Raw genomic sequence first — 20,519 nt, 5'->3', positions numbered from 1 at the left:
GCCACCAGGCGCACCGTCAGCGCGTTGAGGGCGATCACCACCACCAGCACCAGGGCGGCCACCCCGGCGAGCAGCGAGGAGGCGGCGGCGATGCTTGCCACCGCCGCGGCGATGTCGGCGCGTCCGGCGGAGAGCAGCTGATCCACCGTCTTTTCCGTCGCCGCGTTCATCGCTTCGCGCACGCCGCGCGCCTGGCCGTACCACAGGCCGTTGCTGCGCTCCGCAAGGTCCATCACCGCCTTCGCCGCGTTGCCGTAGGCGGTCATCGCCTTGCCGACGTCGGCGAGCGCGCCTTCGAGGCTGCCGCCCTTGGCTGCCGCCGATGCCACGTTGACCGAGGCCCACGCGGTGGCGAGGGCGGATTTCTGCTGCGCCGCATCCGCCTCGGCGTTGGTGAGGAGGAAGCGCTTCATCGCGTCGCGCGAGACCGCAAGCTGGCGCTGTGCGGTGAGCAGCGGGCCGGTGAGGAGGGGAAGCTTCCTCTCCAGGCTTTCGTCGATGGCGGTGTTGGCCGCCTTGTCGAGCGCGGGCTCGCTTTGCGTCATGGCGCTCGTCGCCTTCAGGTAGTCGTGACGCAGCGCCATGCCCTCGTCGGAGAGGCGGCTGTAATCCGACACTTTGGCCTGCATCGCGGCAAGCAGTTCGCGGCCGGCCGCGTCGGCGGCGGCCACCGCCGCGCCGATGCTCTTGAGCGCCGCGGCGCGCGCTTTGCCGCTGGCGGTTTCGTAGGCGGAGAGATCCTTTTCCGTCTGCGCCTTGGAGACGCCGAGGTTGCCGTAGCCCGCGTTCGCCATCTGGAACTGCGCGGTCTGCGCCAGGGTGGAGAGTTCCACCGTGCCGCGCACCGAGCGGAAGGTCCGCCCGATATCCTGGAAGGCGGACCAGGAGGAGAACGCCATCACCGCAATCAGGCCGATGATCAGCGCAGCGCTGGTGTACAGCTTCACGGGAAGCCGCAGGTTCTTGAGAAACGTCATGATGTGCCTCTGCCCAGGGAAGATTCGGAGCGGTTTTTTGGTTTTTTATCGGTGAGGCGGTGATGTTCATATAAGCGGAAGGTGATTTTCAAATATAAATTCAGGAAGTGTTTGTCACATTTTCAGGAATGTTGCGTATGCCTATAGAAAACCTGGTCGATTGCGGTGCGATAACCGCGCGCTACCAAGCTGATTGGGAATGGTTCAAGAATAGAATACCATCGTAGAGCACGAAAAACGGGGCGCCGATAAATAACTCCCACGTTGAATTGCAATCGTGACTGAGACTCCTGGGGTTGGGTCTTTTCACCGACTCGCAATTGTGATTGGCGTGCGGATGCGACTTTTCCGGTCTTTTGGCGGAGTTTCAGAAGTCGCCGCGGATCGCTGACGGCACGGCGGCGGACGGCGTTTCCGTAACGCGCAGGCGGTCCTCGACGATCGCCAGGCGCGCCGCCTCCACCGCGGCGGCGATGGCGGGGGAGACCAGAGCCGCGTTGTGCGGGCCGAAGGCCAGGGAGAGACCGCCTTCCTTCAGGCCGAAGCTCTTGGTGCCGTTGCTCCAGGCGCCCTCCGCCGCGGCTTTGAGCACGTGCGCCACCGCCGCGCCGACGTTCTTCACCACCGAGGTCAGCATGGTGCCGGGGAACAGATAGGTCTGATCGGAGTCCACGCCGATGGCGAGTTTTCCCGCATCCGCCGCCTTCTGGTAGACGCCGAGGCCGGAGGCCCCGGCCGCGGCGAACAGCACGTCGGCCCCGGCCGCGATCTCCTCTTCGGCGAGGAGGAAGCCCGCCACCGGATCGGAGAACGCCTCCACCCCCGGCCCGATCATCCGCGCGAGCACCCGGGCGCGCGGGTCGGCTTGGCGCGCGCCCTGCTCGTAGCCCGCCTGGAAGCGCCGCACCAGGGCGCTGTCCATGCCGCCGACGAAGCCGAGGAGATGGCTCTTCGAGGCGAGCGCCGCGGCCACCCCGGCGAGGAAGGCCCCTTCCTGTTCGCGGAAGCGGATCGACTGCACGTTGGGCAGGGTGACGATCTCATCGACGATGGCGAAACGGGTCTTGGGATATTCGCGCGCCACCAGGTCGAGGCTGTCGCGGTAGGCGAAACCCACCGCCACCACGATGTCGGCGGAGGCGGCGGCGAGGCGCAGCATCGGGATGCGGTCGGCGTTTCCCTGCGGCTCGTATTCGGCGATGCGCAGGTGCTTTTCCGCCCGCGCCGCGGCGACGCCGTGGAAGGCGGATTCGTTGAAGCTTTTGTCCAGCTTGCCGCCGACGTTGTAGAGCACCGCCGCGGAGAAGCCGAAGGCGGGCGCGGCCAGGGCGCACCAGAGCGCCAGCGCGGCGAGGATCAGGCGCCGCATCGCGGGGCTCCGGCCGCGCCGCGCGCGGCGAGGAAGGGCGCCAGGCTTTGCGCCTCCATCGGCCGGGCGAACAGGAAGCCCTGGCCGATGTCGCAGCCCGCATCGCGGAAGAAGGCGAACTGGCGGTCCTCCTCGATGCCTTCGGCGACCACGGTGAGGCCGAGTTCGTGCGCCATGCGGATGATCTCGGCGGTGATGCGGGTGTCGGTGGCGGAGGAGAACATGTCGCGCACGAAGGACTGATCGATCTTCAGGCACGAGACCGGCAGCCGCTTGAGGTAGGAAAGCGAGGAGTACCCGGTGCCGAAGTCGTCGAGCGCCAGGCCGATGCCGAAGGCGCGCAGCTCGCGCAGGCGTTGCAGCACCTCGGCCTCGCCGCGCAGGAAGACGCTTTCGGTGATCTCGATCTCCAGATGCTGCGGCGGCAGGCCGGTCTCCGCCAGCACGCGCTCCACCTCGGCCACCACGTCGGCGCGCAGGAACTGCGAGGCGGAGAAGTTGACCGCCATCGAGAGCGCGATCCCCTCGTCCCGCCAGAGCCGCGCCTGGCGGCAGGATTCCGCCAGCACCCAGGCCCCCAGCGCCTGGATGAAGCCGGAGCGCTCCGCCACCGGGATGAAATCGGCGGGCGGGATCGCGCCCTTCTCCGGGTGGGTCCAGCGCAACAGCGATTCCACGCCGACGACGCGGCCGCTCGCGATTTCCACCTTGGGCTGGTAGACCAGCCGGAACTGCCCTTCGTCCAGGCCCTTGCGCAGCTCGGCGCGAATCGCCTTGCGGTGCAGCGCGGCGGTTCCGAGCGCCGGTTCGTAGAAGCGCAGCGACGCTTCGGCGGCGGTGCGCGCCACGTTCATCGCCATGTCGGCGTGCTGCAACAACGCGGCGGTGACGGCGCCGTAGCGCGGATAGAGCGCGATGCCGATGGCGGCGCGCAGGTCCGGCACCGGGCTGTCGTCCGGCGGCTGCGCCAGCGCCGCCTGGATGCGCAGCGCCTGCGCCTCCGCCGCCGCCGCGTCGCAGCCGGGGATCAGCGCCGCGAAGTCGTCGCCGCCGAGGCGCGCCAGCATCCAGGCCTCGCCCGCGACGGCGCGCAGGCGGTTGGCCACCTCCACCAGGATGCGGTCGCCGGTGTCGTGGCCGAAGGTGTCGTTGATGTCCTTGAACGCCGCGAGGTTGAGATAGATCAGCGCCCCCGCGCCGCCCGCGGCGAGCAGGGCGTCGCCGCGTTCGGCAAGGCCGTTGCGGTTGAGAAGCCCGGTGAGCGGGTCGCAGCGGGCGAGCAGGGCGAGGCGGCGCATCGCGTCGCGGAACACCGCGAGCGCGCTCGCCATGCGCGTCACCTCGTCGTTGCCGCCCTCGGGAATCCGCGCGTCGTAGTCGCCGTCCGCGATCGTCAGCATGCTCGCGGTGAGCGCCGAGATGCGCCGCGTGACGCGGCGGCCGACATAGAACCAGGCGATGCCGAGCGCCGCGAGCACCGCGGTGCCGCTGGTGACGAGGAGGATGGAGCGGCCGTTCTTCAGGCTTGCGATCACCTCGGTGCGGTCGTCCGCGCCCGAGGACTGCCAGGACTCGATGAGGCGGCCGGTCTCCGCGTCGAGCATGCCGCCGAGGCGGCGGATGTGGTCGAGCTGACTGGTCGCCATGGTCAGCATCGAAATCTCGCCGCGGCGCAGGGCGATCATCCGGTGCAGGTCGGCGGCTTCGGGCGAGCCCTCGGGGACGATGTTCGGTATCCCCTCCGTCAGCATCGGCAGGTGCTGCAGCGGCGCATGCGGGATGTGCCCGGAGATTCCGGCCAGCGCCGGTTGCTTGTGCGCCAGGGCGGAGTTCTGAAGCCGCTCGCCGAGGGCTTGCTGCTGCTCCATCAGCATCCAGCGGTGTTCCATCGCGGATTGCAGGATCTGCAGGTGCGCGCCGATGCGCGAGGACAGTTCGCCCACCGCGTCGATGCCCGTGCCGCTCACCGTGGCGAGCGCCTTGTGCGCCTCGGCCTGTGCGGTGATGAACGCCTCCTCGGCCGCAGCGACGTTGCGTTCGTTGGTTTGCAGCGCCTCCAGCGACGGGGCGTAGATCAACGACGGCACCGTGGCGAGCAAAAGGTTGCCCTGCTGCGTCATCCGGGTGAGCGCCACCATCACCGGCAGGCGGCGCTGCGCGATCTTGTCGATCGCGCCGCCCGCGATGTCGAAGGTGCGCAGGGCGACGAAGCTGGCGAGAACCGTCATCGCCGCGACCGCGCCGAAGGCGAGCCACAGCTTTGCGCTGATGCCGAAGCGCGAGGCGGCATGGCGATGACCCGCGGTTTCCCCCATCGTCGCTCCGTAGTGCCGGATGCACGGATTGCGCGGACATCCCTTCCCGCGCGAAAAGCGAATGTTCGCAAGGCTACGGGGGTTCCGCGCAGCGGTCAAGACGGGGGGTCATTCCCCCGGCGAAACGTCCTTGCCGCTTGGGCGCGCCGCGCGCGCCGCAAGAAGACCCGCGCCGACCACCGCCGCGCTGACCGCGACTCCGACATAGAGCGGGTTGACCGGCCAGGCGAACACCAGCTTGCCCGCCATCGCGGCGAGGGTGCTCGCGGCCATCGAGGCCACCGCCCAGGCGGCGGGCAGGCGCTTCGGCGCGAACACCGCCAGCGACAGGGGAATGAAGATGCCCGCGCCGCGCAGCGCCATCGACATGTAGTTCCAGTCCAGCACGTAGCTGTCGAGGTGGGTGGCGGCGATGAGCGCGGCGATGGCGGTGACGACGAGCACGCTTGCGCGGTTGAGGCGCAGGATGTCGCGGTCGCGGGAAAGCCCGAGCACCGCCTGGCCGATGTCGCGCGAGATCATCGTGCCGATGCCGAGCGTCAGCCCGGCGATCGAGCCGACCACCGAGAGCATCAGTCCGCCGATGCCGATGCCCGCGATGGCGGGGGGCATGTTCTCCAGCAGGAACATCGGCAGGGCGAGGATCGGCGGCATTTCCGGATGGGCGGCGCGCATCGCCATGCCGATCGCCACCGAGGGCAGCCCCACCGGAATGGTGATCGCCGCGGCGGCGTAGGCGCCGATGGCGGCGGTCCGCGAGTCCGAGGCGGCATAGAGCGCCTGGATGTAGGTCTGGGTGCAGATGATGCCGACGATCAGCGAGAACAGGTTGCCCCAGGTCTGCCAGGGGCCGCGGCCGAACAGGCTGAACCACGGAAACGCGGGAAAGCGCGCCGCCGCGTCCGGCAGGGCGGCGAGCTGGGCAAGCGCCACGACGCCCGCGGCGAACAGGGTGAGCCAGATCACGACGAGCTTGAACAGCCCGGCCACCCCCGCGCCCCTCATGCCGCCGAAGGCGACGTAGCCGACCACCAGAAGCACGATCAGCCCGGCGGACGCCGGGGTGGACAGCCCGAACAGCGCGCCGAACATCGGGATCGCCGAGAGCGCGCTCGCCACCGCGGAAAACAGGATGCCCAAGGACGAGGCGAGGCTGGCGATCGGCCCCGCGCCGCGGCCGTAGCCGGCCACCAGGAACTGCGACACCGTCTCCAACCCCGAGCGGCGCAGCGGCCGGGCGTAGAATTTGCCGATCAGGATGAATCCGATGCCCGAGCCCAGGGTGAACCACCAGGCGGACAACCCCATGTTATAGGCGAGCTGGGCGGTGCCGATGGTCGCGGCGCCGCCGATCACGGTTCCGGCGATGCCGCCCGCGATCACCGCGACGCCCGAGGACCGCCCGGCGAGACTGAAGCCTTCGGCGGTCTTGGCGCCGCGCCCGGCGCGCAGGCCGAGAAACAAGGCGGCGGCCACGGTGCCGACGAGAAACGCCAGATGGGAAAGGGACAACGACATGAAAAACCCGCAACGCGGCGATACCGGCGCGCCCGCCCGGGGGACGGATGCGGCGACCGACAGCATGGCGCGGGAGCCCTCTTCATTTCAATCGTCTTTTTCGCCCGCGCCGCCGCTGCGCCGCGCCGCGGCGTGAAATCCCGTCTGGCGGCGGTGGAGAAGAGCCCGTAGACTTCGTATAGGTTGTCCGCTGCTCGCCGATTGGTCATGGGACCCTGTTCCGGAGGATATCGACCGTGTTCGTGCGTTTCCGCGACTGGCCCCTGCGCTGGAAACTCCTCGTCTCGCCGGGATTGGTGGTCGCCGCGGCGCTGCTGGCCGGGCTGCTGTCGTACCGCGTCATCGTCGAGCAGCGGCAGGCCGCCGCCGACATGCTGACCACCGTGGCGGCGCGCGAGCAGCGCCTCTCCACCCTGCGGATGATGATGGTGCAGAGCGATCTCGCGCTTTTCCGCACCATCACCTGGCAGAGCATCGGCGCCGACGCGGCGATCTCCCACGGGCTGAGCCGCGAGGCGGCGCAACGTCTCGACGGCGTGCAGGTCCTGGTTTCGGTGTTCGCCGGGCAAGAGGGGATGACCGACCTTTCCGAGGTGCCCCTGCTGTCCGAGGTGCGGCGCACCGCCGGGCTTTATGAGGCCGCGGCGCGCGACGTGCTTGCGATGCTGGACACCGATGCCGGCATGGCGCTGACCCAGCTTGCCGAGGCGGAGCGCCGCTACGCCGATGTGGATGCCGCGATCCGCGACTGGGAATCCTTTCTGCTGGAGGAGCGCGAGCGCCTGCGCGACGCCTCGGCGGCCGGTCTCCGACGCGCGATTTCCGGTTTCGCCGCGGCGGTGGCGGCGGTGTTCGCCGTGGCGATCGCGATGACGGTGCTGCTCAGCCGCAGGATTTCCGCCGGGGTGACCGGGGTGACCCAGGTGATGCAACGCCTCGCCGACGGCGACAAGGCGGTGGAAGTGCCGCCGGCGGACCGCGACGACGAGGTCGGCGCGATGCTGCGCGCCGTCGGCGTGTTCAAGCGGAATGCGCAGGCGCTCGACCGTCTGGCGGAGGAGCGCGCCGCCCTGGAGAAGGAGAGCCGCCGCGCCCTGCAGGCCGAGGTGGACAAGCTCGCGGCGAGCGAGCAGCGCTTCCGCGACATTGCGGAGTCCTCTTCCGACTGGTTCTGGGAGACCGACGCGCATGACCGCCTGACCATGCTGTCGGAGCGCTTCTACGCCGTCACCGGCCTCACCCCGGAGCAGGTGCTCGGCCGCTCGCGCCTGCAACTGGCGAAGGCCGCCCGCACCCAGGAGGATGCGGCGCAGTGGGTCGTCTACGCCAAGGCGGTCGCACGGCGCAGACCCTTCCGCGGCCTCGATTACCGGGTGGCGCGGCCCGACGGCAAGGAGCTGTTCGTCCGTTCCAGCGGCAAGCCGTTCTTCACCGAGGACGGGACCTTCCTCGGCTACCGCGGCGCTTCCGCCGACGTCACCGCGCTCGCCGCCGCGGAACGCGAGGTGGAAGAGAACCGCCGCCGCCTGGAGGGCATCACCTCCAACCTGTTCGAAGGCGTGCTGCTGGTGGACGGGGACGGCGCCATCCTCTTCGCCAACCCCTCGGCGGCGCACACGCTGGAGACTGCGGACCTCCTCGGCCGCCGGCTCGATGCGGTGCTGCGCTTCGTCGAGGACGGCGCGGAGGTTGCCTGCTGCGCCGGGCCGCCGGGCCGCGCGCTGGCCGAGAACGCGGTGCAGGTGGACGACGACGCGCAGATCCTGCTGCCCGCTGCCGGCAAGCGGATGAGCGTCGCCTACGCCTGCGCGGTACTGGCCGAGGAGGGCGGCGGGCGCGCCGTGGTCGTGTCGTTCCGCAGCATCGATTCCTTGAAGGAGGCGCAGCGCGAGGCGATGCAGGCCTCGCGGCTGGCGAGCGTCGGCCAGCTCGCCGCGGGCATCGCGCACGAGATCAACACGCCGATCCAGTACATCGGCGACAACCTGCGCTTCTTCGACGGCGCGATGGCCACCGTCGCCGGAACCTGCAAGGAAATCCGCGGCCTCGCCGCCGGCGTGCCCGGCCTTGCCGAGCGCGTCGAGGCGGCGGTGGAGAAGGCCGATATCCCCTACCTGATGGAAGAGCTGCCCGCCGCGGTGCGCCAGTCGCTGGACGGCGTCGAACACGTGGCGAAGATCGTCCGCTCGATGAAGGAGTTCTCCCACCCCGGCAGCAGCGCCAAGGTGATGACCGACCTCAACCGCGCGCTCGAAAGCACCCTCATCGTCACCACCAACGAGTGGAAGCACACCGCGGCGGTGGAGAAGGACCTCGATCCCGACCTTCCCGCCATCCTGTGCTTCCCCGCCGACATCAATCAGGTATTGTTGAACCTGATCGTCAACGCCTCGCAGGCGCTGGAGGGGCGGGAGAAGAAGGGGCTGATCCGCATCGGCACGCGGCGCGACGGCGGCTTCGCCGAGATCCGCATCGCCGACGACGGCCCCGGCATTCCGGATTCCCTGCGCGAGCGGGTGTTCGACCCGTTCTTCACCACCAAGCCGGTGGGCAAGGGCACCGGGCAGGGGCTGGCGATCTCGATGGACGTGGTGGTGAACAAGCACGGCGGCAGCCTGACCGTCGAGGATACGCCGGGCGGCGGCGCGACCTTCGTGGTGCGCCTGCCGATCGGCGCGGAAGGGGACGGACCGGAGAAGCAAGGAGAAACCGCATGAAGCTTTCGATCCTGTTCGTCGATGACGACGTCAACCTGCTGCGCGGCCTGCGCCGCATCCTGCACAAGCACCGCGAGGACTGGGACATCACCTTCATGGACAGTCCCCTCGATGCGCTGCGGCTGCTGGAGGAAAAGGGCTTCGACGTGGTGGTCTCCGACATGCGCATGCCGGAGCTGGACGGCGCGTCCCTGCTCTCCGAAGTGGAAAAGCGCTATCCCGGCACGGTGCGGGTGGTGCTCTCGGGCTATACCGAGGAAAAGAGCGTGCTGCGCACCATCGGCCCGACCCATCAGTACCTCGCCAAGCCGTGCAACACCGAGGACATCGTCGCCCTGCTCGACCGCACCCTGGCGCTGCGCGGCGTGCTGCGCAGCGAGCCCTTGCGCACCCTGGCGGCCAGCCTGCACAACCTGCCCTCGCCGCCGGACCTCTACGTCCGCCTCACCGGGGAGATGCGCAGGGAGGCCTCGTCGATGCGCACCATCGCCGAGATGATCTCCGCCGACGTGGCGATGACCGCCGAGGTTCTGCGGATCACCAATTCCGCCTATTTCTCCCTCGGTTCGCCGGTGCACGACGTGTTCCAGGCGGTGCGCCTGCTGGGGTTGGAGACGGTGCGCGCCCTGGTGCTCTCGGTGGGAATCTTCCGGCAGTTCGACACCTCGCCCGAGATGTCGGCGCTGATCCGCGACCTCGACGATTACGGCCTCGCCGTCGGCGGCCTGGCGCGGCGCTTCGCCCGCGAGGAGGGGCTGGTCGAGGGGATGCGCGACCAGGCGTTCTGCGCCGGCATGCTGTCGGCGATCGGCACCCTGGTGTTCCTCGACGCCGAACCGGCGAAGGCGCGCGCGGTGCTCGCCCGCGCCGAGCAGGGCGGCGACCTCAGCGCGCTGGAGAAGGAGATGTTCGGCGCCTCGCAGGCGGACCTCGGCGGCTATCTCCTCGGACTCTGGGGCTTCAACGACGCGATCATCGAGGCGGTGCTCTACCAGAACAGGCCCTCGGTCTGCGTCCACGCCGACCGCTCGGCGCTCACCTGCGTCCACCTCGCCCGGGCGTTCGGGCCGCGCTGGCCGTTGGGCAGGCGCCTCCTGCGCCCGGTGAACCTCGACGTGGACTACGTGCGCCGCCTCGGCATGGAGGCGAAGGTGAAGAAGTGGATGGCCGAGATCGTCGAACAGGATGCGGGGCCGTCGAAATGAACGAGACCATTCTCCTCATCGACGACGACGTCAACCTGCTCTCCTCGATGAAGCGGCAGTACCGCGGCAAGTTCAACCTGGAGACCGCCACCAGCGGCGAGGAGGCCCTGGAACGCATCGCCGCGGGCCCCGCGCCCGCGGTGGTGGTGTGCGACATGCGCATGGGCGGGATGAACGGCGTCGCCACCCTGGCGAAGATCAAGGAGGCCGCGCCCGACACGGTGCGCCTGATGCTCACCGGCAACGCCGACATGCAGACCGCCATCGACGCGATCAACGACGGCAGCATCTTCCGCTTCCTCACCAAGCCGTGCCCGCCGGAGCTGATGGAGGCGGGGCTCGGCGCGGCGCTGGAACAGTACCGCCTGGTGATGGCGGAGCGCGAGCTTCTGGAAAAGACGCTCGCGGGCAGCGTCAAGGTGCTGATCGACATGCTGGCGATGGCCTCGCCGCTCGCCTTCGGCCGCGCCACGCGCATCCGCGGCTGGGCGCGCAAGGTGGCCGCCGCGCTCAACCTGCCGCAACGCTGGCAGATCGAGATCGCGGCGATGCTGGGGCCGGTGGGCCTGCTCTCGGTGCCGCCGGAGGTGATCGCCAAGCTGCACGCCAAACAGCCGCTCTCCGCCGTCGAGCGCCGGATGCTCGACCACAGCCCCGGGGCGGCGAAGACCGTCATCGCGCACATTCCGCGCCTCGCCGGGGTGGCGAAGGTGGTCGGCTTGCAGCACCGCGGCTTCGACGGTTCGGGCTTCCCCGAGGACGGGCCGAAGGGCTCCGACATTCCGCTGGACGCGCGGGTGCTGAAGATTCTCACCGAGCTGTCCAACGTCGCCGCCGGGGTTTCGCCGACGCGCGCCGATTTCGAGACCCTGGGCCTGCGCGCTTCGCAGTTCGACCCCGCGCTGTTCGAGCGGGTGCGCGGCGTGCTCGAGGTGAGCACCGACCACGCCCACGGCGCCCGCCCGGTGAAGACCCTCGCCACCGCCCTGCTGCTGCCCGAGATGGTGCTCGCCGCCGACGTGACGACCCTCGACGGCCGCCTCGTCCTCTCCGCCCTGGTGCAGATTTCCGAGGCGCATGTGGAAAGCCTGCGCAACCTCGCGCGGGTGAAGCGCATTACGGATTCCATCGCGGTGTTCGACGACGACGGACCGGTATGAAAGATGGGAACCGCCGCCCCCTCCTCCCGTTCCGCGTCCACCGCGCCCGGCCCCGGCGATGACGTTCTCGACGTTCTTCGCGCGGTGATGGAAGCCATTCCCGCGCCGGTGTTCTTCAAGGACGAGGACCTGGTCTACCGTGCCTGCAACGCGGCTTTCGCCGCGTACCTGGGGCGTCCGGCGGAAGACGTCGTCGGCAAGACGGTCTACGATATCGCGCCGCGCCACTTGGCCGAAACCTATGACCGCGCCGACCGCGATCTGTTGGCGCAGGGCGGCACCCAGATCTACGAAACCCAGATGCGCTATGCCGACGGCAGCATCCGCGACATCAGTTTCCACAAGGCGCTGTTCCGCTCGAAGGCGGGCAACCTGCGCGGCATGATCGGGGTGATGCTGGACATCACCCCGGGCAAGCGGGCCGAATCCGCCCTGCGCGAGCGGGAAGAGAGCCTGCGCCTGTTGCTGGAGGCCACCGATGAGGGAATCATCGCCGCCGACATGGAGTGCCGCTGCACCCTGGCGAACCCCGCGGCGGCGCGGATGCTGGGGGCCGGTACGGCGGAATCCCTCCAGGGATGCTGCCTGTGCGCGTATGTCGATCCGGCCGGGGTGGATATGGAAGAGGGCGACCACGCTTGCAGCGTCGCCCTGAAGATCCGGGAGGGCCGTCCGCAACGGGTGATCGACGGCATGTTCCGCCGCCGCACCGGCGAGATATTCCCCGTCGATTACACGATCTCGCCGATGTTCCGCGAAGACCGGCTGGTCGGCGCGGTGCTGGTGTTTTCCGACAACACCCAGCGCCGCCAGCTGGAAAGCCAGCTCTATCAGGCATCGAAGATGGAAGCGCTGGGGACCCTGGCGGCGGGCATTGCGCACGAGATCAACACGCCGATCCAATACATCGGCGACAATTTGAGTTTCATCGAGGATTCCCTCGCCGATGTGGTGCGCATTCTGGATGGTTTGCGCGGCGCTGCGGCCGCCGCCGATGCGGAGCGCGGCATTCCCAGGGCCGAGGCGCAGCGCCTGCTGGACGAGGGCAACGCCGCGTTCCTGATGGAGGAACTGCCCGCCGCGATCGGTCAATCCCGTGACGGCGTCGCCCATGTTTCCCACATCGTGCAGTCGATGCGGGAATTCTCGCACCCCGGCGGCCAGAGCAAGTCCCTGGCCGACCTCAACCATCTGGTCGAGAACACCTGTCTCGTCACCACCAATATCTGGAAGCACGTCGCCAGGCTCGACGCCGATCTGGCCGAAGGGCCGATCAACGTGCCCTGCCACGCCGTCGATATCAGCCAGGTGCTGCTGAATCTGATCGTCAATGCGGCGCAGGCGATCGAAGCGGAGGGACGCTCCGGCCTGGGGCTGATCACGGTTTCCACCCGGCGCGACGGCGACATGGCGGAAATCCGCGTATCCGACGATGGGCCGGGGGTGCCCCCGGAAATCTGCGGCAGGATATTCGACCCGTTCTTCACCACCAAACCGGCGGGCAAGGGCACCGGGCAGGGCCTTGCGATCAGCTTCGACGTGGTGACGCGGCGTCATGGCGGCAGCCTGTCCCTCGTCCCCGGCGCGGCCGGGCGGGGGGCCTGTTTCGTGGTGAGGCTGCCGATGGAGGCGAAATCCGTTTAGGCGCGGCGGGCGATGTCGGCTTCGTACCAGGCCGGGAAGTCCTCGGCCGGCATCGGACGGGCGATGAGGAAGCCCTGCACCATCTTGCAGCCGGCGCGTTGCAGCGCCTCGGATTGCTCCGGGGTTTCCACGCCTTCCGCGATCACCGAGAGGTCGAGGTCCTTCCCCAGCGAGACGATCGCCTCGACGATGCGCAGGGCGCTGGCGTCGGTGGCGGCATCGGCGACGAAGATGCGGTCGATCTTCAGCTTCTTCACCGGCAGGCGGCGCAACTGGCCGAAGGCGGAATAGCCGGTGCCGAAGTCGTCGAGGCTGAGCGTCACGCCGATGGCGGTCAGCGCGGCGAGCGCGCCGCGCGGCACGGTTTCGGCATCGAGCGCCGCCCCCTCCACCAGTTCCAGTTCCAGCGCTGCGGCGGGCAGCGCCGCCGCGGCGAGCGCGGCGCGCACGCGCGCCGGAAAATCCGTATCGGCAAGGTCGTTGGCGGTGATGTTGACGGCGATGGTGATATCCGGGCAAAGCTCGCGCCGCCACGCCGCCGCCGCCGTGCAGGCGGCGGTGAGCATCCAGGAGGTCAAGGCCGGAATGGCGTCCGCCGCCTCCGCCTCGGCGAGAAACGCGCCGGGCGGCAGCAGGCCGCGCGCCGGGTGCTGCCAGCGCACCAGCGCCTCGGCGCCGTGTACGCGGTCGCGGGTGATGTCGTATTGCGGCTGCACGTAGAGGCGCATCTCCCCCGCGGCCAGAGCGCGGGCGAAATCTTCCGCCACTTTCGGCACGGCCGCCGGGGTCGCGTTGTGGTGGTGGTGCTCGACCGCCGCGGCGATGGAGGCGAGCAGAACGTCGGTGGGCACCGGCTTGGTATGGAAGCGGAAAACCTCGCCGTCGTTCACCGCGGTTATCGCCGCGTCGAGGTCGGCGGTGCCGGAGAGCACCAGGCGCACCGTGGCGGGGGCGCGCAGACGCATCTCGCGCAACACGTCGAGGCCGTGCATCCCCGGCATGCGCAAGTCGCAGACCGCCGCGGCGAAGGGGCCTTCGGTCTCCAGCAGGCGCAGCGCCTCCTCGCCGCCGCAGGCGAAGCTGAGCGCATAGTGCTGCCCGAGCATGCGGCGCAGCCCTTCCAGAACGTTGGGTTCGTCGTCGATCAGCAGGAGGCGGTCGGTGTGCGTCAAGGCGGGGGTCCGTGCTTGTTGGCGCGTCCTTCAGGATATCATGCAACCGGCGCGCGTTGTGAAGGTCAATGGGAGTCGTGCAGGCATTTTGCGTGATCGTCGAGGATCTCGATGACGCCGCAGTCGCCGACGCAGCCGTGCGGGCACTGCCCGATCATCCGCAGCAGTTCCTCGCGCTGCGCCGCCAGCTGGGCGATCTTGTCCTCGATGTCGTTCAGCCGCGCGCAGGCGATGGAATGCGCCTCGCCGCAGGGGTTGCCCGGATCCCCCGCCAGGGCGGCGAGGCGGCGGATGTCCCCGATCTCGAAGCCGAGCTGCCGCGCATGCCGGATGAAGCGCAGCCGCCGCGCCGTCTCGCGCGGATAGAGGCGGCGGTTGCCTTCGCTGCGCGCGGGCGGCGGCAGCAGGCCGATCTCCTCGTAATAGCGGATGGTCGGGATCTTCACCCCGCTTTCCTTCGCCAGCCAGCCGATCGGCACCAGATCCATGTGCGAAATCTCCTCTTGCATCTCCAGCCGCTAGAGATCGTAGTTTGAACAGAGATAGGAATATGCGAGGGATTTCGCCATGTCTTGCCTGTGCTGCCAGGGGTACGGCCCCACCCGCGACGAGGATGTCTGCTGCGGCGGCCCCGAGGACGGACACGACCACGGCCACGATCACGGCCACGGCGGCAGCGGCACGCTTGCCGCCCTGTGGCGCGAGGGCACGTTGCGCGAGGCGGTGGTCTATGCGGCGGCGCTACAGGCCGCGGCGGTGGCGGGGCGGCTGTGGCCCGCGGCGGGCGGCTGGCCCTTCGTCGCGGCGATGGCGGTGGGACTCTACCCGGTGCTGCGCCGCGTTCTGGCCGAACTGCGGCGCGGCAATCCGTTCTCCATCGAAATGCTGATGACCATCTCGGCGGTGGGCGCGGTGGCGATCGGCGCGGTGGGCGAGGCGGCGACCGTGGTGCTGCTGTTCCTCGTCGGCGAGATTCTCGAAAGCCTTGCGGCGGGGCGCGCCCAGGCGGGGATCGAACGCCTGGTGGCGCTGGTGCCGCAGACCGCGCTGCTGGAAGAGGAGGGCGGCACCCGCAGCGTCGCCGCCGCCTCCCTGACGCCGGGGCAGGTGATCGTCGCCGGAGCGGGGGAACGCATCGCCGCCGACGGCGAGGTGATCGACGGCATGAGCGGCGTGGACGAATCCCCGCTCACCGGCGAATCCCGCCCCAAGCCGAAAGGCCCGGGCGATGCGGTCTATGCGGGCACGGTGAACGGCGAGGGGGTGCTGCGCCTGCGCGTCACCGCCGATGCCTCCGACAACGCCATCGCGCGGGTGGTGCGCCTGGTGCGCGAGGCGCAGGCGCGCAAGGCCCCGGTGCAGCGCATCGTCGAGCGCTTCGCCCGCGTCTATACCCCCTGCGTCGTCGCTGCCGGCGCGGCGGTGGCGGTGCTGCCGCCGCTTCTCGCCGGGGCGGACTGGACCACCTGGATCTACCGCGGGCTTGCGGTGCTGCTCATCGGCTGCCCGTGCGCGCTGGTGATCTCCACCCCCGCGGCGCTCGCCGCGGCGCTCGCCTCCGGGGCGGGGCGCGGCCTGCTGATCAAGGGCGGCGCGGTGCTGGAAAGCCTCGCCCGCGCCGATGCGGTGGCCTTCGACAAGACCGGCACCCTCACCCGCGGCCGTCCCGCCGTCGCCGAGGTGGCGGCGCTTGCGGGCAGCCGGGCGGAGGTGCTGGCGCTCGCCGCCGGGCTGTCGCTCGGCTCCACCCATCCGATGGCGCGCGCGGTGCTGGCCGCCGCGGCGGCGGAGGGCGTGGCTCCCGCCGCGGTGGCGGACCTCGCCGCGCTGCCGGGGCGCGGCGTTTCCGGCCGCGTGGACGGGGTGGAGGCGTTCTTCGGCGCGCCGGGGGCCGATGCGCCCGCGGCCGCGCAGACCCTGGCGGAAGGCGGGCGCACCGTCTCGCTGGTGCGCAAGGGCGGAGACATCCTCGGCCTGATCGCCGCGGCGGACGAGGCGCGCGAGGACGCCGCCGCGGGCGTGGCGGCGCTCAAGGCGATCGGCGCGCGGGTGGTGATGCTCACCGGCGACGTGCCCGCCGCCGCCGCGGCGCTGGCGGACAGTCTCGGCATCGAGGCGCGCGCCGGGCTGCTGCCGGAGGACAAGCTGGCGGCGGTGCGCGAGATGCAGGCGCAGGGCGCGCACGTGGTCAAGGTGGGCGACGGCATCAACGATGCCCCGGCGCTCGCCGCCGCCGACGTCGGCATCGCCTTCGGCGGCGGCACCGACGTGGCGCTGGAGACCGCGGATGCGGCCAGCCTGCACGGCCATGTCGGCGACGTCGCGGCGATGATCCTGCTGGCGCGCCGCGCCATGGCGACGATCCGCCAGAACGTCGCGCTCGCCATCGGGCTGAAGCTCGCCTTCCTGGTCACCACGGTGCTCGGCATCACCGGGCTGTGGCCCGCGGTGCTGGCGGATACCGGGGCGACGGTGCTGGTCACCGCCAACGCGTTGCGCCTGCTGCGCCGCTGAACGCAAAAACGGCCCCCGGAGGGGCCGTTTTTTCCGGGGTGCGCCTGCCTAGTGCAGCGCGTTGGGCAGGAAGGTGGAGATCGCCGGCACCATGGTGATCACTACGAGTGTGCAGATCAGCACGAAGAGGTAAGGCAGCGTCGCCTTCATCACCTTTTCCAGCGGCACCTTGGTGATCGCCGAGGCGACGAAGAGGTCGAGCCCCACCGGCGGGGTGATGCAGCCGATGGCGAGGTTCACCACCATCACCACGCCGAAGTGCAGCGGGTCGATGCCCAGGCTCTCCGCCACCGGCAGGAAGATCGGGGTGAGGATGACCACCGCCGCCGAGGCGTTGACCAGGGTGCCGAGCACCAGCAGCAGCACGTTCATGATCAACAGGAAGACGAGCGGCGAAGAGGTGAGCGAGACCACCGCCGCGCCGACGTGGTGCGGGATCTGCAGGTTGGTCATCAGCCAGCCGAAGGCCTTGGCCGCGCCGACCAGGAACATGATCAGGGTGGAGCCGATCACCGCCTTGAACACGATCTCCGGGAAGTCGGCGAGCTTGAGTTCGCGGTAGATGAACAGGCCGACGACGATGCCGTAGACCGCCGCCACCGCCGCCGCCTCGGTCGGCGTGAAGATGCCGCCGTAGATGCCGCCGATGATGATCACCGGGGTCATCAGCGCCCAGAAGGCTTCCTTGAGGGTGAGGAACAGCTTGACGATGGAGAAGTTGCCCTCGGGCGGAATCCCCTCCTTCTTCGCGATGTACCAGCCCATGCCGCACATCGCCAGGCCCATCAGCAGGCCGGGCAGCACGCCGCCCATGAACAGGTCGCCGATCGAGACGTTGGCGATGACGCCGTAGACGACGAAGGTGATCGACGGCGGAATGACGATGCCGACGGTGCCCGAGGCGGCGACGATGCCGGTGGCGAGCTCGCGGCGGTAGCCCTTGCGCTCCATCTCGCCGACCATGGTCGAGCCGATCGCCGCGGTGGTCGCCGCCGAGGAGCCGGAGATCGCGGCGAAGAACATGCCCGCCACCGCCACCGCCTGCGCCAGGCCGCCGGTGAACGAGCCGACCATCGCCTGCGCCACGCCGACCAGGCGCTTGGTCACGCCGCCCGCGGACATGAACGCGCCCGCGAGCATGAAGAACGGCACCGCCATGAACGAGAAGCTGTCGATGCCGGAGAACATGGTGTTGAGGATCAGCACCTGCGGCAGGTCCATGTAATAGACCAGGACGAACGACACCGAGAGGCACAGGGCGTAGGCGACCGGCACGCCGATCAGCGCCAGGCCGATGAAAAGCAGGACCAGAACGGTTTCCATCGTATGCCCCTTATGCCTTGGGTTCGCGGATCGCGCGGAGGATCTTGAGGCTGTCCTTGATGTGGTAGAGCAGCATCAGCACGCCGGAGACCGGCATCACGATGTAGACCCAGCTCATCGGGATGCCGAGGCCCGGAGCCTCCTGGAAGCTCATCGTCTCGGTCATCTTCCAGCCCTGGGTGATCAGGAGGAAGATGAAGACGTAGCCGCAGAGGTTGATGAAGACGTTGAGCACGAAGCCCGGCTTGCTGCCCGCCAGCAGGCGCGGCAGCAGCTCGACGGCGAGGTGGCCGTCCTCGCCCATGATCAGGGCGGAGCCGAGGAAGACCGCCCAGACGAAGAGGAAGCGGGCGAGTTCCTCCGACCACTCGAAGGTGAAGCCGAGGAGGTAGCGGGTGATCACCTGCATGAAGATGATCGCCAGCATCACCAGCATCGCGGCCACCGAGATGCCGTAGAGAACCTTGCGTAGCAGCTTGAACAGACTGTCCATTTTGTATCGGCCCCTTCTCAGGCGCGAGCTCGGGAGGAGACGGGCGACCCACCGGTTTCCCCAATCCCCGGTGCGTCGGGCGCAGGCGCAGCCGCGCAGGCGCGCGCCGCCCTTCCGGCGGCAATGCGGCCCTGGCCGCGCGCGCCGGTATTTAGACACCTTATAGACAGATTTTCAACATAATTGCGGCACATCGGCGGGTGGGCGCAGGCAAAGAAAAACGGCCCCGGGGGGCCGTTTTCGCGTCGTTGCATGCGCCGTTGCGTCAGTGCAGCGCGTTGGGCAGGAAGGTGGAGATCGACGGCACCAGGGTGATGAACAGCAGCACGCCGATGAGGGCGAAGAGGTAAGGCAGCGTCGCCTTCATCACCTTTTCCAGCGGCACCTTGGTGATCGCCGAGGCGACGAAGAGGTCGAGCCCCACCGGCGGGGTGATGCAGCCGATGGCGAGGTTCACCACCATGATCACGCCGAAGTAGAGCGGGTCGATGCCCAGGCTCTCCGCCACCGGCAGGAAGATCGGGGTGAGGATGACCACCGCCGCCGAGGCGTTGACCAGGGTGCCGAGCACCAGCAGCAGCACGTTCATGATCATCATGAACATCACCGGCGAGGTGGTGAGCGAGACCACCGCCGCGCCGACGTGGTGCGGGATCTGCAGGTTGGTCATCAGCCAGCCGAAGGCCTTGGCCGCGCCGACCAGGAACATGATCAGGGTGGAGCCGATCACCGCCTTGAACACGATCTCCGGGAAGTCGGCGAGCTTGAGTTCGCGGTAGATGAACAGGCCGACGACGATGCCGTAGACCGCCGCCACCGCCGCCGCCTCGGTCGGCGTGAAGATGCCGCCGTAGATGCCGCCGATGATGATCACCGGGGTCATCAGCGCCCAGAAGGCTTCCTTGAGGGTGAGGAACAGCTTGACGATGGAGAAGTTGCCCTCGGGCGGAATCCCCTCCTTCTTCGCGATGTACCAGCCCATGCCGCACATCGCCAGGCCCATCAGCAGGCCGGGCAGCACGCCGCCCATGAACAGGTCGCCGATCGAGACGTTGGCGATGACGCCGTAGACGACGAAGGTGATCGACGGCGGAATGACGATGCCGACGGTGCCCGAGGCGGCGACGATGCCGGTGGCGAGCTCGCGGCGGTAGCCCTTGCGCTCCATCTCGCCGACCATGGTCGAGCCGATCGCCGCGGTGGTCGCCGCCGAGGAGCCGGAGATCGCGGCGAAGAACATGCCCGCCACCGCCACCGCCTGCGCCAGGCCGCCGGTGAACGAGCCGACCATCGCCTGCGCCACGCCGACCAGGCGCTTGGTCACGCCGCCCGCGGACATGAACGCGCCCGCGAGCATGAAGAACGGCACCGCCATGAACGAGAAGCTGTCGATGCCGGAGAACATGGTGTTGAGGATCAGCACCTGCGGCAGGTCCATGTAATAGACCAGGACGAACGACACCGAGAGGCACAGGGCGTAGGCGACCGGCACGCCGATCAGCGCCAGGCCGATGAAAAGCAGGACCAGAACGGTTTCCATCGTATGCCCCTTATGCCTTGGGTTCGCGGATCGCGCGGAGGATCTTGAGGCTGTCCTTGATGTGGTAGAGCAGCATCAGCACGCCGGAGACCGGCATCACGATGTAGACCCAGCTCATCGGGATGCCGAGGCCCGGAGCCTCCTGGAAGCTCATCGTCTCGGTCATCTTCCAGCCCTGGGTGATCAGGAGGAAGATGAAGACGTAGCCGCAGAGGTTGATGAAGACGTTGAGCACGAAGCCCGGCTTGCTGCCCGCCAGCAGGCGCGGCAGCAGCTCGACGGCGAGGTGGCCGTCCTCGCCCATGATCAGGGCGGAGCCGAGGAAGACCGCCCAGACGAAGAGGAAGCGGGCGAGTTCCTCCGACCACTCGAAGGTGAAGCCGAGGAGGTAGCGGGTGATCACCTGCATGAAGATGATCGCCAGCATCACCAGCATCGCGGCCACCGAGATGCCGTAGAGAACCTTGCGCAGCAGCTTGAACAGCCCGTCCATACCCGTGTGCCCCCGTGATTTCCGGAGGCATAGACATCGCTGAAAATTGTGTCGGAAGCAGGGCGGAAAAATGGCCCGG

At 69.0% G+C, this 20,519-nt stretch carries 15 protein-coding genes; 5 read left to right on the top strand and 10 right to left on the bottom strand.

Annotated features, from left to right (window positions below; genetic code table 11):
* From O7R11_RS13970 to O7R11_RS13955, 4 genes are all read right to left on the bottom strand, one after another.
* A partial coding sequence (locus tag O7R11_RS13970; protein WP_337998148.1) for a hypothetical protein occupies positions 1–977 on the bottom strand: 977 nt, incomplete at its 3' end.
* A 367-nt stretch (positions 978–1,344) separates the two neighbouring features.
* Complete coding sequence (locus tag O7R11_RS13965) at positions 1,345–2,346, bottom strand: BMP family ABC transporter substrate-binding protein (RefSeq protein WP_337998147.1); 1,002 nt, start codon at positions 2,344–2,346, stop codon at positions 1,345–1,347.
* On the bottom strand, positions 2,334–4,661 hold the full coding sequence (locus O7R11_RS13960) for a putative bifunctional diguanylate cyclase/phosphodiesterase (RefSeq protein WP_337998146.1): 2,328 nt from the start codon (positions 4,659–4,661) through the stop codon (positions 2,334–2,336). Before O7R11_RS13960 ends, O7R11_RS13965 begins: the two co-directional genes overlap by 13 nt.
* Before the next feature lie 108 nt (positions 4,662–4,769).
* Positions 4,770–6,179 carry a sodium:solute symporter family protein gene (locus O7R11_RS13955; RefSeq protein ID WP_337998145.1) on the bottom strand — a complete coding sequence of 470 codons (1,410 nt, stop codon included), beginning with the start codon at positions 6,177–6,179 and terminating at the stop codon, positions 4,770–4,772.
* 236 nt (positions 6,180–6,415) lie between these two features.
* Here O7R11_RS13955 and O7R11_RS13950 point away from each other — a divergent pair, with 236 nt between their 5' ends.
* From O7R11_RS13950 to O7R11_RS13935, 4 genes are read left to right on the top strand one after another with little or no spacing between them, the layout of a single operon-like run.
* Positions 6,416–8,896 (top strand): ATP-binding protein, encoded by a 2,481-nt coding sequence (locus tag O7R11_RS13950; RefSeq protein WP_337998144.1) that lies wholly within the window; start codon positions 6,416–6,418, stop codon positions 8,894–8,896.
* Positions 8,893–10,101: an HDOD domain-containing protein gene (locus O7R11_RS13945; protein ID WP_337998143.1), complete on the top strand. Its 1,209-nt coding sequence runs from the start codon at positions 8,893–8,895 to the stop codon at positions 10,099–10,101. The genes O7R11_RS13950 and O7R11_RS13945 overlap by 4 nt, the downstream gene beginning before the upstream one ends.
* Positions 10,098–11,261 (top strand): HD domain-containing phosphohydrolase, encoded by a 1,164-nt coding sequence (locus O7R11_RS13940; RefSeq protein ID WP_337998142.1) that lies wholly within the window; start codon positions 10,098–10,100, stop codon positions 11,259–11,261. Before O7R11_RS13945 ends, O7R11_RS13940 begins: the two co-directional genes overlap by 4 nt.
* 3 nt (positions 11,262–11,264) lie before the next feature.
* Positions 11,265–12,905, top strand: coding sequence for a PAS domain S-box protein (locus tag O7R11_RS13935; RefSeq protein ID WP_337998141.1), 1,641 nt, complete (start codon positions 11,265–11,267; stop codon positions 12,903–12,905).
* Here O7R11_RS13935 and O7R11_RS13930 read toward each other — a convergent pair.
* Positions 12,902–14,077, bottom strand: coding sequence for a two-component system response regulator (locus O7R11_RS13930; RefSeq protein ID WP_337998140.1), 1,176 nt, complete (start codon positions 14,075–14,077; stop codon positions 12,902–12,904). The two genes, O7R11_RS13935 and O7R11_RS13930, sit on opposite strands and share 4 nt — an antisense overlap.
* A 65-nt stretch (positions 14,078–14,142) precedes the next feature.
* The gene (locus O7R11_RS13925) at positions 14,143–14,565 is read right to left on the bottom strand and encodes a MerR family transcriptional regulator (protein WP_337998139.1); all 423 of its coding nucleotides are present in this window, start codon (positions 14,563–14,565) and stop codon (positions 14,143–14,145) included.
* Positions 14,566–14,644: 79 nt separating this feature from the next.
* On the opposite strand from O7R11_RS13925, the gene O7R11_RS13920 reads away from it, so the two are divergent.
* Positions 14,645–16,591: a heavy metal translocating P-type ATPase gene (locus O7R11_RS13920; protein ID WP_337998138.1), complete on the top strand. Its 1,947-nt coding sequence runs from the start codon at positions 14,645–14,647 to the stop codon at positions 16,589–16,591.
* A 48-nt stretch (positions 16,592–16,639) separates the two neighbouring features.
* On the opposite strand, the gene O7R11_RS13915 is transcribed toward O7R11_RS13920, so the two are convergent.
* The 4 genes from O7R11_RS13915 to O7R11_RS13900 form a co-directional block, all read right to left on the bottom strand.
* A complete protein-coding gene (locus O7R11_RS13915; protein WP_337998137.1) occupies positions 16,640–17,914 on the bottom strand; it encodes a TRAP transporter large permease in 1,275 nt (424 codons plus the stop codon).
* A gap of 10 nt (positions 17,915–17,924) precedes the next feature.
* A complete protein-coding gene (locus O7R11_RS13910; RefSeq protein ID WP_337998136.1) occupies positions 17,925–18,407 on the bottom strand; it encodes a TRAP transporter small permease in 483 nt (160 codons plus the stop codon).
* Positions 18,408–18,672: 265 nt separating this feature from the next.
* Positions 18,673–19,947, bottom strand: coding sequence for a TRAP transporter large permease (locus O7R11_RS13905; RefSeq protein ID WP_337998135.1), 1,275 nt, complete (start codon positions 19,945–19,947; stop codon positions 18,673–18,675).
* 10 nt (positions 19,948–19,957) lie between these two features.
* Positions 19,958–20,440, bottom strand: a complete 483-nt coding sequence (locus O7R11_RS13900) for a TRAP transporter small permease (RefSeq protein ID WP_337998134.1) — start codon at positions 20,438–20,440, stop codon at positions 19,958–19,960.
* Positions 20,441–20,519 lie beyond the last annotated feature (79 nt).

Origin of the sequence: Oleispirillum naphthae, from assembly GCA_027864655.1 — a bacterium.
Lineage (GTDB): Bacteria > Pseudomonadota > Alphaproteobacteria > Rhodospirillales > Rhodospirillaceae > Oleispirillum > Oleispirillum naphthae.
Note: the sequence above shows the minus strand (reverse complement) of the source record. Positions and strands in the feature narration are given on the sequence as shown.

Coding starts and splice junctions, on each gene's coding strand:
- O7R11_RS13910 (WP_337998136.1), bottom strand. CDS start 18,407: ATGGACAGTCTGTTCAAGCTGCTACGCAAGGTTCTCTACGGCATCTCG.
- O7R11_RS13935 (WP_337998141.1), top strand. CDS start 11,265: ATGGGAACCGCCGCCCCCTCCTCCCGTTCCGCGTCCACCGCGCCCGGC.
- O7R11_RS13940 (WP_337998142.1), top strand. CDS start 10,098: ATGAACGAGACCATTCTCCTCATCGACGACGACGTCAACCTGCTCTCC.
- O7R11_RS13965 (WP_337998147.1), bottom strand. CDS start 2,346: ATGCGGCGCCTGATCCTCGCCGCGCTGGCGCTCTGGTGCGCCCTGGCC.
- O7R11_RS13920 (WP_337998138.1), top strand. CDS start 14,645: ATGTCTTGCCTGTGCTGCCAGGGGTACGGCCCCACCCGCGACGAGGAT.
- O7R11_RS13955 (WP_337998145.1), bottom strand. CDS start 6,179: ATGTCGTTGTCCCTTTCCCATCTGGCGTTTCTCGTCGGCACCGTGGCC.
- O7R11_RS13925 (WP_337998139.1), bottom strand. CDS start 14,565: ATGGATCTGGTGCCGATCGGCTGGCTGGCGAAGGAAAGCGGGGTGAAG.
- O7R11_RS13945 (WP_337998143.1), top strand. CDS start 8,893: ATGAAGCTTTCGATCCTGTTCGTCGATGACGACGTCAACCTGCTGCGC.
- O7R11_RS13900 (WP_337998134.1), bottom strand. CDS start 20,440: ATGGACGGGCTGTTCAAGCTGCTGCGCAAGGTTCTCTACGGCATCTCG.
- O7R11_RS13915 (WP_337998137.1), bottom strand. CDS start 17,914: ATGGAAACCGTTCTGGTCCTGCTTTTCATCGGCCTGGCGCTGATCGGC.
- O7R11_RS13905 (WP_337998135.1), bottom strand. CDS start 19,947: ATGGAAACCGTTCTGGTCCTGCTTTTCATCGGCCTGGCGCTGATCGGC.
- O7R11_RS13960 (WP_337998146.1), bottom strand. CDS start 4,661: ATGGGGGAAACCGCGGGTCATCGCCATGCCGCCTCGCGCTTCGGCATC.